19 protein-coding genes are annotated in these 13,168 nt (G+C 38.5%); all 19 read left to right on the top strand.

The features are described 5' to 3' along the window. Positions 1-83 precede the first annotated feature (83 nt). Entirely contained in the window at positions 84-275 is a 192-nt protein-coding gene (locus tag IGK61_RS12355; protein ID WP_438844982.1) for a hypothetical protein, read from the top strand. Between the two features lie 192 nt (positions 276-467). Then, positions 468-881, top strand: coding sequence for an ArpU family phage packaging/lysis transcriptional regulator (locus tag IGK61_RS12350; protein ID WP_438844893.1), 414 nt, complete (start codon positions 468-470; stop codon positions 879-881). A 409-nt stretch (positions 882-1,290) separates the two neighbouring features. Then, positions 1,291-2,490, top strand: a complete 1,200-nt coding sequence (locus IGK61_RS12345) for a site-specific DNA-methyltransferase (RefSeq protein WP_438844892.1) — start codon at positions 1,291-1,293, stop codon at positions 2,488-2,490. Positions 2,491-2,683: 193 nt separating this feature from the next. Continuing rightward, positions 2,684-2,890 (top strand): hypothetical protein, encoded by a 207-nt coding sequence (locus tag IGK61_RS12340; protein WP_438844891.1) that lies wholly within the window; start codon positions 2,684-2,686, stop codon positions 2,888-2,890. A 35-nt stretch (positions 2,891-2,925) separates the two neighbouring features. Further along, on the top strand, positions 2,926-3,732 hold the full coding sequence (locus IGK61_RS12335) for a hypothetical protein (RefSeq protein ID WP_438844890.1): 807 nt from the start codon (positions 2,926-2,928) through the stop codon (positions 3,730-3,732). A 47-nt stretch (positions 3,733-3,779) separates the two neighbouring features. Further along, positions 3,780-4,589 carry a phage terminase small subunit gene (gene terS / locus IGK61_RS12330; protein ID WP_438844889.1) on the top strand — a complete coding sequence of 270 codons (810 nt, stop codon included), beginning with the start codon at positions 3,780-3,782 and terminating at the stop codon, positions 4,587-4,589. Next, positions 4,582-5,895, top strand: coding sequence for a PBSX family phage terminase large subunit (locus tag IGK61_RS12325; protein ID WP_438844888.1), 1,314 nt, complete (start codon positions 4,582-4,584; stop codon positions 5,893-5,895). The genes terS and IGK61_RS12325 overlap by 8 nt, the downstream gene beginning before the upstream one ends. An 11-nt stretch (positions 5,896-5,906) precedes the next feature. Next, on the top strand, positions 5,907-7,421 hold the full coding sequence (locus IGK61_RS12320; protein WP_438844887.1) for a phage portal protein: 1,515 nt from the start codon (positions 5,907-5,909) through the stop codon (positions 7,419-7,421). 4 nt (positions 7,422-7,425) lie between these two features. Then, positions 7,426-8,574, top strand: a complete 1,149-nt coding sequence (locus IGK61_RS12315) for a phage minor capsid protein (RefSeq protein ID WP_438844886.1) — start codon at positions 7,426-7,428, stop codon at positions 8,572-8,574. Positions 8,575-8,696: 122 nt separating this feature from the next. Continuing rightward, a complete protein-coding gene (locus IGK61_RS12310; RefSeq protein WP_438844885.1) occupies positions 8,697-9,263 on the top strand; it encodes a phage scaffolding protein in 567 nt (188 codons plus the stop codon). 2 nt (positions 9,264-9,265) lie between these two features. Then, entirely contained in the window at positions 9,266-10,126 is an 861-nt protein-coding gene (locus IGK61_RS12305; RefSeq protein WP_438844884.1) for a capsid protein, read from the top strand. 26 nt (positions 10,127-10,152) lie between these two features. Next, a complete protein-coding gene (locus IGK61_RS12300) occupies positions 10,153-10,383 on the top strand; it encodes an Ig-like domain-containing protein (RefSeq protein WP_438844883.1) in 231 nt (76 codons plus the stop codon). Positions 10,384-10,412: 29 nt separating this feature from the next. After that, complete coding sequence (locus IGK61_RS12295; protein WP_438844882.1) at positions 10,413-10,802, top strand: hypothetical protein; 390 nt, start codon at positions 10,413-10,415, stop codon at positions 10,800-10,802. Further along, positions 10,802-11,140: a putative minor capsid protein gene (locus tag IGK61_RS12290; protein ID WP_438844881.1), complete on the top strand. Its 339-nt coding sequence runs from the start codon at positions 10,802-10,804 to the stop codon at positions 11,138-11,140. Before IGK61_RS12295 ends, IGK61_RS12290 begins: the two co-directional genes overlap by 1 nt. After that, positions 11,140-11,472, top strand: a complete 333-nt coding sequence (locus tag IGK61_RS12285; protein ID WP_438844880.1) for a minor capsid protein — start codon at positions 11,140-11,142, stop codon at positions 11,470-11,472. Before IGK61_RS12290 ends, IGK61_RS12285 begins: the two co-directional genes overlap by 1 nt. Beyond that, positions 11,472-11,879, top strand: coding sequence for a phage tail terminator protein (locus tag IGK61_RS12280; protein WP_438844879.1), 408 nt, complete (start codon positions 11,472-11,474; stop codon positions 11,877-11,879). The genes IGK61_RS12285 and IGK61_RS12280 overlap by 1 nt, the downstream gene beginning before the upstream one ends. Further along, positions 11,879-12,337 carry a phage tail tube protein gene (locus tag IGK61_RS12275; protein ID WP_438844878.1) on the top strand — a complete coding sequence of 153 codons (459 nt, stop codon included), beginning with the start codon at positions 11,879-11,881 and terminating at the stop codon, positions 12,335-12,337. The genes IGK61_RS12280 and IGK61_RS12275 overlap by 1 nt, the downstream gene beginning before the upstream one ends. Before the next feature lie 25 nt (positions 12,338-12,362). After that, complete coding sequence (locus IGK61_RS12270; RefSeq protein ID WP_438844979.1) at positions 12,363-12,677, top strand: fibronectin type III domain-containing protein; 315 nt, start codon at positions 12,363-12,365, stop codon at positions 12,675-12,677. A 45-nt stretch (positions 12,678-12,722) separates the two neighbouring features. After that, positions 12,723-13,166, top strand: a complete 444-nt coding sequence (locus IGK61_RS12265) for a hypothetical protein (protein WP_438844877.1) — start codon at positions 12,723-12,725, stop codon at positions 13,164-13,166. Positions 13,167-13,168: the final 2 nt, after the last annotated feature.

Raw genomic sequence — 13,168 nt, 5'->3', positions numbered from 1 at the left:
CCATTCAATCATCATAATACTCCTGACGATCGCTGGTTTGAGCTGGCTATCCTATACAATTGCTGAATTAGAGGGGGAAACAGATGAAAAGTAAACGTGTGATTTATATCTTGTTAGCAATGCTTGCAATTGCTTGTTGGGGATCAACGTACGTAATTTGGTCGCAATCAAAGCAAATAGATCAACTTGAAGAACAGCTGCAGCATGAGCAGATGAAGTACAAGATTATTATCAATGATCCGCTGGTTCGTGATGCAGCGGAGGCAGGAGGATGATTATGACTTTTGCAGTGTTAGGATTCACTGTATTCGTTTTTTTGATAATCGTTGCAGTCGTTGTAGGAAAGAAGATGGACGAAAGAGAAGGTAAATAAAAAAGCATTAAGCAGCCGCCCAATGCCCTACAAAATAATGATTTTGTACCCGCCAAGGTAATTTCATTATACCAAATAAAGGGGCGATTGAGCAATGAAGCTATTAAGAGAGATAGATTTTCGTAGGACTAGGCAGAATGCAAAAAGCATTTTGAGAAATTATCGTCGGTTGGAGCGGATTGCTGGTCGATCTAAGATTGATGTCCGCTCACCGATCATCACTGATATGCCTAAAACACCAAGTAACGGCAACAAATCAGAAGATGCGATCATTCAGATGATGGATGCAGAGGCAGAAAGGGATGCTATTGTAGTAGCTCTTTTGGCGTTGGGAATAGATAGCCGCCAAGTTTTGTATTACTCGTATTGCACTGTTGATCGATACTCAAATGTTGGAATTGCTCAGCAAATGGGTTATTCGGTTAGGACAATCGAAGATTACAAAGCAACCGCCTTGATTGAATTCGCTGAAGCCTATCGAAAAGGAAAATTAATAGAATATTGCTGAATCGATGTGGTTTTTATGTGGAAATACTGCGGTTTTTACATGATTTTGCGTAGTATTATTGTAGTATCAACTATTGTAAATAACAGGGCGCACTCCTTTATGATGTGTTGGCAGACCTCCTTTCTGAATTTCATTTTCAGCGCCCTGTATTTAAACTAAGACGGCGAAAAAAAATCTATTATAGAATGGAGTTGAATTCACTCCTTTTCTTCATTCGCTAGCCGTCTTTTTATGTTGCTGTATAGAAGAGAGCGAAGGGATAGCCTTAAATGTGGTCAGTAGCTCTTGCAGGGTGCAAATCCTTGCCAGTGACTTTGGGAGTTGTCGATTGGATTACTCACATGATCTTTGATACTTCCTACTTAACAGCCTTTCGGGGCTGTTTTTTTATGGAGAAAGGGTACAAAATATGGAAATTAAACTAATGAAATTATCAGATTTAAAGGCTGCTGATTATAATCCTAGGGTCGATTTGGTACCAGGAATGGATGAATACGAAAAACTGAAAAATTCCATTCTGGAGTTTGGATTTGTTGATCCACCAATCTTTAACATCCAGACCGGAAATCTAGTAGGAGGTCATCAACGTGTCGCTGTAGCTCGAGATTTAAATCTATTTGAAGAGATAGAAGTATCAATCGTCGACTTACCTATTGAAAAAGAAAAAGCTCTCAACCTAGCTCTTAATAAAATTTCAGGGCAATGGGATGAGGATAAATTAGCAATACTACTACAAGATTTAGATCAAGATAATCTGAACTTCAGTGGTTTTGATGAGCCTGAAATTGATTCCTTAATTAAGAACTATGAATTAACACTCGATATTGATCGAGAAGCTGATGAAGATGACTATGAAATTGAACTACCAGAAGAACCGAAGTCGAAATTGGGTGATATTTATCGATTGGGAAGGCACCGTTTAATGTGTGGCGATAGCACAGACATTGCCCAAGTGAAGGAACTGCTAGGGAATCAAAAAGCAGACTTATTGATCACAGATCCTCCTTACAATGTGAATTATGAAGGTAAAGGCAAGGAATCAATGAAAATTAAAAATGATAACAAAGAAGATACTGACTTTGGTAAATTTTTATTTTCCGCTTTTACTGCTGCCATCGAAAATCTTAAGAATGGGGCTTCATTTTATGTATGGTATGCATCATCTGAGGTTGTTATTTTTCATACCTCTTTGACAAAGTCAGGATTTTTTGTAAAGCAAGAGCTAATCTGGAATAAAAATTCTCTGGTAATGAGTCGGCAAGACTATCACTGGAAGCACGAACCTTGTTTATATGGTTGGGCATCAAATGGATCGCACTCTTGGTATTCAGATAGGAAACAAACGACAGTTTTAGATTTTGATAGACCGATAGCTAACAAGGAACATCCAACGATGAAGCCAATCAAGCTATTTGACTATCAAATAAAGAACAGCTCTAAAGTTGGTGATCTGATTCTTGACTTATTTGGGGGATCAGGGACCACATTACTGGCCTGTGAGCAAAATGAACGAAGTGCATGCCTTATGGAACTTGATCCTAAATATGTCGATGTGATTATTGATCGTTGGGAAAAATTTACTGGACAAAAAGCAGTACTAACAAATTAGGTTATAAAGCTCCTTTTTGGGAACTTGCAACGAAGTCATTTGAAAGGAGCTTACTAATAAAAAAGAGGCCGGTGCGCTAACACCGACCCTTTCCACGAGGATCGCTCCCCGAAGATACAGAGAATGCCCACGCGTGGTCTTTCGATACCCTCTGTATCTTTTAGCATTATATCTAATGCGGGGTGCTTGCACAATGGGAATAGAAGATTTTGATTTTGAGTATGAACTAAAAAAGGCAGAGGAGAGAGCTGAAACGGTTGATGAGTATAAACGAATTATTCGAGTTGCTCTTGGAAAATGGCTGTCCAACCTTCAATCTGGGGAAATTAAGCTCAATTCTGTAAGTGATTTGAAAGTATTGATTGAAGCTGATCTTATGTTGAAAGATATTGATAGTTAGTAGATAATTAAATTAAAACTAACGGAGGTAATAAAATGTTACCAGATATTTTTTATGATTCAAATGGAGAGATTGTATGGTCAGCTATTTCAGCTACTGTTTCAGTTATCTCTACTGGCCTTGTGTTTGCAGGTGTAATTATGAATATATACACACAAAGGAAAATAGCAAAACAACAAATAGACGCAAATTTAAAAGCAAAAGCAAGAATAGAATGGATCAATGAAGTGCGTCATAAGTCTTCAGATTTAATATCTCTCTTATTATCTTTACAAAAAAAAGAAATTGACTACAATGAACAATGGTTAAAAATAGAAGAAGCTTCAGAGTTGTTAAAACTGTACTTTAGTTATAATGACACTGAAGATATTTCTAATGACGTATCTTTTGGAGATGAAGGTATTACGTTTAGTGAAAAAGCTAAAAGTATTATCGAAAAGAACGATGATAACAAAGGAAAAAATAAGTATTTGATAAGTTGTGTTGATGTATTAGTCGATAATTTCAGAAACGATAGTTATAGAGTCACTATAGAGAACAAGCGGGAATTGTTAAAAGCGTACAGTAATTTCTTATCTGATCAAAATGAAATTACTAAATATGTTCCTGAAGAAGAAGTTGAATTTGATAATGGGGAAAGAGCTACAAGTTATGATTATTTTCCAAAAGAAGGATATGAAAGTAATTATTACGAAATTGAAGAGAAACTTGATAATAACGAAAATGCTCGTAATAAAGCAGATGAGAAACTCAAAGGGTATCACAAAGCTATAGATCAGTTCTCCATCATCATAAGTTTGTATTTAAAAATTGAATGGGATAAAGCGAAAAATGGTGAGTAAGAAAACAAAACTCAACTAATTAGTGATCGCGAGGTGGTGTGTATTGAATGGCTAGGCAACGGGATCCGAGAAGGGATCAAGCAAGAGAAATTTGGCTGAGATCTAATGGCGAAAAGCTTTTGAAGGATATCGCTGATGAACTTGGCGTTTCCGATTCCCAAATCCGAAAGTGGAAATCACAGGATAAATGGGCCGCCGAATTGAAAGGTAATGTTACCAATGACAAAAGTAACGTTACCAATCGAGGAGGTGCGCCGCCAGGAAATCAAAATGCCAAAGGGAACAAAGGGAACAAACAGGCATCTCCACCATCAGGCAATAAAAACGCATTGAAAACAGGTGAGTATGAAACCATATTTGCGGACTATCTAACTGAAGAAGAGAAGGATCTTTATTCGAATTTGAATGATGATCCTTTTTTTGTTATGTCTGAAGAGGTTCGACTGTTAAAAATAAGACAGCGAAGAATGATGAAGCGTATTGCTGATGTGCAATCCGGACTAACAGAGAAAGAAACTGAACAGCTTCTAGAGCTACGAGGGCGTAAAACGCTTGTCGAATCAAAAAAATTTGGAAGAAAAATTCAGGTTGATATTCCAGAATTAGTCTTGACGGAGAGAAAAGAAAAATTATTCAGGAAAATTGAAGATATCTTGGCCATTGAAGATGCCTTAACACGAGTGAGCGCACAATTGCAGCGTGCAGTTAAGCAGCTTGCTGATCTAACGATGAACGATAAGCGCAGTAGTATGATGGATGCCCAAACTGCCAAACTCAAATCAACTACTAATGATGATTCGAACAGCAGCGGTGGTGATATTGTTATTATCGATGTTTGGGGTGATTCTAATGAATAGAATCGACATTCAAAAAGAAGTAAACCCTCATTTTAAATCAGTTTGGATCAGTAAGAAACCATACAATATCTTACGAGGTGGGCGGAATAGTTTCAAATCGTCTGTCATTGCGCTTAAGCTTGTTTTTATGATGGTTGGATACATTATGACCGGAAGAAAAGCAAATGTTGTAATCATTCGTAAGGTGGCTAATACGATACGTGATTCAGTATTCTTAAAAATCCAATGGGCGCTTGGAAAATTCTTTCTCCTAGGTCAGTTCAGCTGTACTGTTTCTCCATTTAAAATCAAACATAGGAAAACAGGATCTACATTTTATTTTTATGGCCAAGATGATTTTCAAAAGCTGAAATCTAACGACATCGGAAGCATCATCGCTGTTTGGGTCGAAGAAGCTGCAGAGTTTAACAGTGCAGAAGAATTTGACCAAATGAAGGCTACGTTTATGCGGCAGAAGCCTGTAGATGCCAAGCAAGTTCAGTTCTTCTATTCATACAACCCTCCAAGAAATCCATATCACTGGATTAATGAGTGGACGAAGGAATTAGAAGGACATAAAGATTACTTGATTCATTCATCAAGCTATAAAGATGATGAGTTAGGCTTTGTTACGCAGCAAATGATAGATGAGATCAACCGGATCAAAGAAAATGATTATGACTATTACTTGTATCTATATGAAGGGTTGCCGGTTGGGTTCCAGGATAATGTGTACAACGTTGAAACATTCAGAAGAATAGTAGATTTGCCTAGCGATGACTATGTCACCGCTATTTTTTATTCCCTTGACGGTGGTCATGCTCAGTCAGCAACAACAGTTCTTTGTTTAGGATTGACGGCAAAACAAAAAGTCGTATTGCTAGACACTTACTATTATTCACCTGCCGGAAAAAGCGTGAAGCTTGCACCTTCCCAGCTTTCCACAGAGGTGCATAAGTTCATTTCTAAGACACTTGAAGATGATCGGTGGAAGAATGCTCAAGTTATTAATAGAACGATTGATAGCGCTGAGGCGGCTCTTAGAAATCAGTATTATCTCGATTATCAAATACGCTGGAATCCAGTCGCTAAGAAAGATAAACAAACCATGATTGACTTTGCGACAAATTTATTTGCGCAAGGTCGTTTTTATTATCTCGATACAGAAAGCAACAAGATTTTCTATGAAGAACATAAGCACTACCGGTACAAAGAAGGTACTGCCGATACGGATAACCCGGTCGTAATCAAAGAAGATGACCATACCTGTGATGCATTTGAATATTTCTGCGTAGATAATGCATCCATTTTAGGAATAGCAGTCTAGGAGGTGAAAAATTGGGACTAATTCAGTCAATTAAAAGTTTATTTAGAAAGGGGGCTGAGGCTATCTTGCCAGTTCAAAGTCTTAACTCGATCTTGGACCATCCGAAGATCAACTTAGAGTCAGAAGAATATAACAGAATCATTGAAAGCCTTAGATACTATGAAGGCAAGTATGACGATATTCAATTTAAGAATAGCAACGGAAGGAAAAAGAAACGCCCATTTTCTAGCATCAATATGATGAAAAAAGTCGCAGGACAGTATGCAACAGTAGTTTTCAATGAGCAATGTGAAATTGAAGTAGATGGTGATGCAAAAGAGTTCATCGAAAATGTATTCGAACACAACGATTTCAAGAAGAACTTTGCTAAGTATCTAGAGCCAATGTTTGCACTTGGTGGCCTAGCATGTAGACCGTATTTGGATAAGAAAACCAATCAAATTGAATTTTCTTGGGCATTAGCAGATGCCTTTTATCCATTAGACAGTAATTCGAACAATATCAGTGAATGTGCTATTCCTTTCAGGGCTATTCGAACAGAAGGCGGAAGACAGGTCTATTACACATTGCTAGAATTTCATGAATGGCAAGAAAATGGGATGTATACAGTCACAAATGAGCTATATCGATCGGAGATTCCAGAAATAGTAGGATCGCAGGTCAATTTATCTTTGCTTTATGATGATCTAGAACCTCAGTCAACTTTCAATACAGGCGTATTGTCCAGACCGCTATTCGCATATCTAAAAACAAGTGGGTTTAATAATATTTCTCCATATTCTCCCTTGGGATTAGGTGTTTGTGATAACTGTAAGAAGACATTAGACCGCATTAACCGGACGTTTGACGAATTCAATGAGGAAATCAGACGAGGCAAAAGACGAATCGCTGCGAGTGAGATGCTTCTGAAAAGTCGTGTAGAGAATGGTCAAGTCAAAATGTACTTTGATGATGACGAAGACACATTCCAAATTATCCCAGGTGCAAATATGGATGATTACACAATCAAAGATCTAACAAGTGACATTCGAACAACTGAGTACGTTGCTGCGATCAATCATCATCTGAGAACCTTGGAAATGGAAACAAATCTTTCTAGCGGAACATTTATTTTCGATAGTTCTGGAAAGTTATCCACAAAAACAGCTACAGAAGTGGTCAGCGAAAACTCTCAAACTTATCAGACACGATCGATGCAAATCACTAATATTGAAAAGTTTGTTAAGGAACTGGCCGTCACTGTTTGCGAGCTGGGTAAATCATTAAATGTCTACGATGGTCCAATTCCGTCATTTGATGATGTAGGTGTCAACTTTGACGATGGAGCATTTACATCGACGAGTGAGAAACTCACGTTTTATCAACAACTGATAACGCTAGGTTATCCAGTTAATAAAGCTTTTGAGAAAATTTTGAATCTCCCAGAAGACGAAGCGATGGAGCTTTATCAGTTAGGATTGCGGCAAAGTGCGGATAAGTTATCCGGAATGATGTCTAATGCAGGTCTGCCAGAGGAAATGGAGTGATTAAATGGCAATCACTCAACGACAATTAGACATTAAGTCTGCTGCAATACAAGATTCTTACTTAACTCTTGAACAAGAAATTATGCAGCTAGTTGTTGATCGATTAAAGATTAAAACTAATGTCGAACTTTCTCAAGACACTGTTTTTCAGTGGTATCTTGAAAAGCTAGATCAGTTAGGCCTTTTGAATTGGGATACCATTAACGAGTTAGTTGAAGAGTGTAATGGTGTCACGAAAGAACAACTAGCTGAGATTATTACTAAGGATGGCTATGAGAAAAATCTCAAAGAAAATAAGAAACTTGCTAATTTGGTTAAAACGCCTGTTAAAGAATGGACGAATCTCGATCAAATACTCAACCAATATTTCGAAAGTCAATGGTTAGATTTTGAAAATCATATCAATCAGACACTTTTGTCTACTAATTATCAAGTGAACTCAATTGCAAAGATGTATCAGCAAGTTCTGAATGATACGGTCGCAAGAATCATCGGGGGTCTGGTAACGCCACAGAAAGCTTTTAGATGGGCAATCTATGAAATGGTTCAAAAAGGGATTGATGTCAGTCTAAAAGACAAGTCAGGGAAGTCGTGGACGCTTGAGACGTATGTCCGTAAAGTGATCAAATCAACAACAGGCACTGTATTTAATGATTTGAGGATCGAAAGAGGTATAAGCGAATATGGAATAGTTACAGCTCTTATGAGCCATCATCCGGCGGCTCGTGACGCTTGTAGCAAAATCCAGGGCAGATATGTTCTGATGATTCCCAAGAATCAAGCTCCAGAAGAATTCAAACATTTACCTAGCGTATATGACTATGGTTGGAAGACACCTGCCGGATGTAACGGTATTAATTGTAATCACCGTTGGTATTCTCAACTACCTATGGAAGATACTGGCATGAAAGATCCAGTTTCTCCTGAAGTTGCTCAACAAAACGCTAAAATTATTGCTAAACAACGAAGATTAGAGCGATCAATTAGAATGGCTAAGAAGTCGCTCAAGGCTTCGGAATGGATAGGTTATCAAGAAGATATCGAACACTTTAAATCGATTGTACGAGCAAGACAAGCTGTCCTGCGTCAATTTATTGAAGATAACAAAACTCTTTTACATCGATCATATGACCGGGAACAAGTTTATTCATAATCCATATCCAAAAGTCTAGTATTGCTGGGCTTTTTTGTTTTGCTTTAGACCTGCTCGGATGTCTCTAAAAGACGGACTCGAAGCGGGAGTTGCCGCTCTAAAAACACTTAGGAGGAATATTGATGAAAAAAGAAGACTTAATCGCTTTAGGAATTGACGAAGATATGGCTAAAAATGTGATGGCTTTGCACGGTAAGACAGTAACGCAACTTAATGCGCAAGTAGCTACAGCAGAAAGTGAGCGTGACAGTGCGAAACAGGAACTGCAAGCCAACCAAGCTGAATTAGACACGTTGAAAGAATCAGCAAAAGGTAATGAAGATCTCGAAAAGCAACTTGCTGACTTACAAACAAAGTTTGACGAATCAAAAACCAATTCCGAAAAGCAACTTGCTGAACAACAGAAAGATTTTGCTATCAAATTGGCGCTTAAAGAAGCACAGGCGCTTGATGAGGACATTGTCCTTACTCAATTAGACAAGGACACGATTAAAGTCGTTGATGGCAAATTACAAGGATTTGATGAACAACTAAAATCCCTACAAGAAAGCAAAGCATTCTTATTTCAGCAACAAGAACAAAACGAGGATAAACCAACTCCTACGATCTTTGCTGGGGGCATTCCTAAAGGAGCTGGCAGCAATGAAAAATCGATGGTACAAAAAATTCAAGAAAGATTAGGTGAATAAATATGGCTTTAGTATTAGACAGTAAAGACTTAGCAACTATTGATAAGGAATTCCGTGCCGATTCTCAAGTTTGGGATGTTCTGACTCAAGGAGCAAAGAGCATCACTACAGCTGACTTTGTCGGAGCAAACGAAGTTCGAATCAATAAAATGAGTGGATTTGTGGAAGCAACACAATACAAACGTAACCAAGACAATGCTAGAAGTGCAGTTAGCATTGAGAAGGAAACGATCAAACTTACTCATGAAGACTGGTTTGCATATGATGTAGATCAGTTAGATCAATCTGAGAGTGCAGCGTTGACAATTAACAATGTTGTAACTGAACATAAACGATTGATTACCGTTCCTCATCGTGACAAAGTGGCTATTCAAGTTATGTTCGACAATGCAGGTAAAAAAATCAATGAAACTTTGACTGCGGCAAATATTCTCACTGCATATGACGCTGCAGAAGAATACATGACAGACAATGAAGTTCCTGGCGGATATGTGATGTTTGTTTCGGCAGCTACTTATCGATTATTGAAAAATGCTGATGGAGTCAGCAAAACTTTCTCCACAAATCAAATGCAGATTAACGGAATCAATCGTACGGTTGCTCAAATTGACGGTGGTGTGCCAATCATCAAAGTTGCAAAAGGCCGTATGTCTGGTTTGACAATTGAAGACACTGTAAACTTTATCATTACACCACTAACAGCAATTGCTCCAATCGTTAAATTTGGTACGGTTGACACTGTTCCGGCTAGTCAAGATCGCAATGGCTACCGTGATACAATTAAAGGTTTGGACTATTACGATGCGATTGTATTTGATAATGCTAAAAAAGCAATTTATGTATCTTACGTCCCAAAAGCGTAGCCCCATCAGGAGTGACGTTAGATCAAATGACGTTATCTCTTGAAGTTGGGGGCACAGCGACGTTGAAAGCTACCGTTTCGCCTGCAGAAGCAAGTGACAAATCAGTTCAATTTAGTTCAAGCGATACGGGAATTGCGACTGTCACTCCTGTACAAGGGAAAGTAACAGCGGTAGCGGCTGGATCTACAACGATCACAGCAACAACAGTAAATGGCAAAACTGCAACTTGCCAAGTCACCGTGACGGAGGGAGCTTAATAAGCTCTCTTTTTTGGAAGGAGGGACTTATGGCTTACTTGACTTATACGGAATACCAAGAAATCGGATATACATCAATGACTGAAGACGAGTTCGATGAGTTAGTCAACAAAGCTTGTGATCTTGTTGATGTACAAACGAGAAATTTTTATCAGTTCAATGATTTAGAATCAGACATAGCTTTTCGCAAAAAGAAATTTAAGAAGGCGGTTGCTGCTCAAATAGAGTATATGTATCAAGCCAGCGCTAACTCAACACTTGAAATTAATAGTCCACAATCGTGGTCAGTAGATGGTATGAGCGTAACTGAAGCTAGCAGATACAATAATACAGGAGCAAACGAGTCTCCCTCTATTATGTCTGACGATGCTATCTTACTTCTATCCGGTACAGGTTTACTGTTTAGGGGGTTAGGATAGTGGGATATTATCGATTGCCACCTAAAAAGGCTTTTTGTCACACGATTACCTATAAGGAAGTAATCGGAGAAGATGATTGGCAGAAACCTATTTTTAAAGACTGGACTGTTGAAAACTGCTGGTTTAATTTTGCTTCAAAGCTTACTCGTTCAGGAATAAACTCTACTGATGATGCTCCAAGCGCTTCAGTCACTATGACAGATCGATACTGTGGACCGCTACCGGATTTCAAAGTAGCAACCAAAATTGAGTTCAATGGCGATGAGTTTACTATCATTACTTCTAAACCGTTAATTTTGAACGGACAGTCCATCGGTTGGCGACTGGAGGTAGTCTGATGTCCGGGATCAAAGTTGATTTAAGTGGAGTTAGAAAAAAGTTGTCAACTGAAAACTTTGAGCGTGGTCAATTCAATATGGCATCTAGGATGCATTCAACAATGAATGAAAACTTTGTTCCTGAAAAAGACGGTGATCTACGTAAAATGAGTAATGTCGCACCGGATGGTAGCCAGATAGAATGGATTTCCGTTTACGCTAGACGTCAATTCTATGCGCCGGGCGGTTGGAATTACACAACGCCAGGCACCGGTCCGAGATGGGATCTAAAAGCAGAACCAATCTTTATGAGTGACTGGATAAAAGCATTTAAGAAAGGAGCCGGGTTATAGTGGACTTTATAGAACGCTTAAATCAATCAGTGAACACTATTCCAAATTTACCGCTTAAATGTGTTCTGGGATATTTACCACCAAAAGATGAGGCTTTTGTTTTATATCCTCTAGCAGGCGGTCAAGTGACCCAAGAATTCTTTGACGGTACAAAAGATCAAGAGTTGAACTTTGAATTTGCAATGAAGTCACAAGATCAGCAGAAAATAAGTAATGCACTTTGGCTTGTACAAAATTATCTAGAAGAGCTGTCGGAGCTAAATAGTTCTGATGGCTCTTTTGATTTCGACTCTATTAGCATTACAAACAAACCATTCATCAATCAACTGGATGAAACAGGTACTTACATCTTTTTGGTTGATATTAAAGCAAAAATCACAAATTATCCTAAGGGGGAAACAAACTAATGGCAAGAAAAAAGAACGCCTTACGGCAACATTTTGTTGCTGATTATGATGCAACGAAGCCAGACACTAAACCATTGGAAGACGCCTACAAGAAATTTGGGCGCTATGTAACAACTGTGGAAGACGATGGCGATGTACAATCAGAAGATTATGCCGATTATGCAGGAGATGGTACTTTATCAACCGATGTTACTGGCGTAACCGAAAAATGGAATTTTTCTGGTTATTGGGATCCAGAGCAAGAAGCTCAACAACTAGTCAAAAAGAAAAAACGTACTAAAGGTGATGATCGGAAAGTTTGGCATAAGATCATTGAAACAGACGGAACGACAATCGAAGGAGTTGGAACTCTTAGCGAGAAGATCGTAGCAGGCTCTGGAGAAGCTTCTGACTGGGAAGAATTCAGCTGTGCCATCACTTATGATAAAACACCGGAAGTAACGGAAGCCACACCCTAATGCGCCCCGGAATGTAACCGGGGAAATTAAAGAAGATGGATCAATCTCGCTTAGTTGGGATGCTGTCGAAGAGGCGCAGAGCTACATTATCCACTATGGAAATGCTAATCAGTCAGAGCCAACACAAGCTGTCAATATGGGTTATACAGAAACAAACTCATGGACTTTAGCGACTGGAGATGTACCAGATTTGACAGCTGGAGATAAGATTTATCTCTATGCTCAGACTTACAGAGAAAAAGGTGTTGGCGCAACGGATGTTGAGAAAGCTCGTTTCTTGCATGACGGTCCTTATACCGGTTCAGCTTGGTCAACGCCAACAATTTTAACTAAAGACTAAAAGGGAGGGCTTATTGCCCTCTTTTTTTATTAGGAGGAAACAAAAATGCAATTTGAAATTAAACGTTCTGGATTTCCTATAAACATCGGAGGAATTGAGTTTTTCTTTGGAACAACAGTCGAGGAATTAACACGCTTTTTCGATGTTCAAGACGAAGTCGAAGAAAAGATTGCGCCATTGGTGAAAAAGCGAGAAAAATTAGTGATCGATCAAGAAAATATTACTAAAAGTGATGCTGAAAGTCTTATTGAGATCTCTAATGAACTTAATGCTATTCAATATGATGCATTATTAGGCGAAGGTTCATATGAAAAAATCTATTCGAAACACAAAGATGTACTTCGGCTATTCGATTTGTTTGATCCAATCGCTGAGAACGTTGCTAAAGCAATTGAAAACGATGCAAAAGAGCGTGAAGACAAATTAGCACAACGCAAAGCAAATATGCTGAAGAAAAAAGCTCTTAAAAACAAAAAGAAGAAAAAGTAGGT

The organism is Enterococcus sp. AZ063, from assembly GCF_051715045.1.
Taxonomy (GTDB): Bacteria; Bacillota; Bacilli; order Lactobacillales; family Enterococcaceae; genus Enterococcus_D; species Enterococcus_D casseliflavus.
The sequence above is the reverse complement of the archived record's forward strand: the minus strand, read 5'-3'. Positions and strand labels throughout refer to the sequence as shown.

What these genes read in the sequence shown, in the direction of transcription:
- IGK61_RS12265 (WP_438844877.1), top strand. Translation starts at nt 12,723, where the DNA reads ATGCAATTTGAAATTAAACGTTCTGGATTTCCTATAAACATCGGAGGA.
- IGK61_RS12335 (WP_438844890.1), top strand. Translation starts at nt 2,926, where the DNA reads ATGTTACCAGATATTTTTTATGATTCAAATGGAGAGATTGTATGGTCA.
- IGK61_RS12350 (WP_438844893.1), top strand. Translation starts at nt 468, where the DNA reads ATGAAGCTATTAAGAGAGATAGATTTTCGTAGGACTAGGCAGAATGCA.
- IGK61_RS12305 (WP_438844884.1), top strand. Translation starts at nt 9,266, where the DNA reads ATGGCTTTAGTATTAGACAGTAAAGACTTAGCAACTATTGATAAGGAA.
- IGK61_RS12295 (WP_438844882.1), top strand. Translation starts at nt 10,413, where the DNA reads ATGGCTTACTTGACTTATACGGAATACCAAGAAATCGGATATACATCA.
- terS (WP_438844889.1), top strand. Translation starts at nt 3,780, where the DNA reads ATGGCTAGGCAACGGGATCCGAGAAGGGATCAAGCAAGAGAAATTTGG.
- IGK61_RS12310 (WP_438844885.1), top strand. Translation starts at nt 8,697, where the DNA reads ATGAAAAAAGAAGACTTAATCGCTTTAGGAATTGACGAAGATATGGCT.
- IGK61_RS12325 (WP_438844888.1), top strand. Translation starts at nt 4,582, where the DNA reads ATGAATAGAATCGACATTCAAAAAGAAGTAAACCCTCATTTTAAATCA.
- IGK61_RS12315 (WP_438844886.1), top strand. Translation starts at nt 7,426, where the DNA reads ATGGCAATCACTCAACGACAATTAGACATTAAGTCTGCTGCAATACAA.
- IGK61_RS12300 (WP_438844883.1), top strand. Translation starts at nt 10,153, where the DNA reads ATGACGTTATCTCTTGAAGTTGGGGGCACAGCGACGTTGAAAGCTACC.
- IGK61_RS12355 (WP_438844982.1), top strand. Translation starts at nt 84, where the DNA reads ATGAAAAGTAAACGTGTGATTTATATCTTGTTAGCAATGCTTGCAATT.
- IGK61_RS12275 (WP_438844878.1), top strand. Translation starts at nt 11,879, where the DNA reads ATGGCAAGAAAAAAGAACGCCTTACGGCAACATTTTGTTGCTGATTAT.
- IGK61_RS12345 (WP_438844892.1), top strand. Translation starts at nt 1,291, where the DNA reads ATGGAAATTAAACTAATGAAATTATCAGATTTAAAGGCTGCTGATTAT.
- IGK61_RS12285 (WP_438844880.1), top strand. Translation starts at nt 11,140, where the DNA reads ATGTCCGGGATCAAAGTTGATTTAAGTGGAGTTAGAAAAAAGTTGTCA.
- IGK61_RS12340 (WP_438844891.1), top strand. Translation starts at nt 2,684, where the DNA reads ATGGGAATAGAAGATTTTGATTTTGAGTATGAACTAAAAAAGGCAGAG.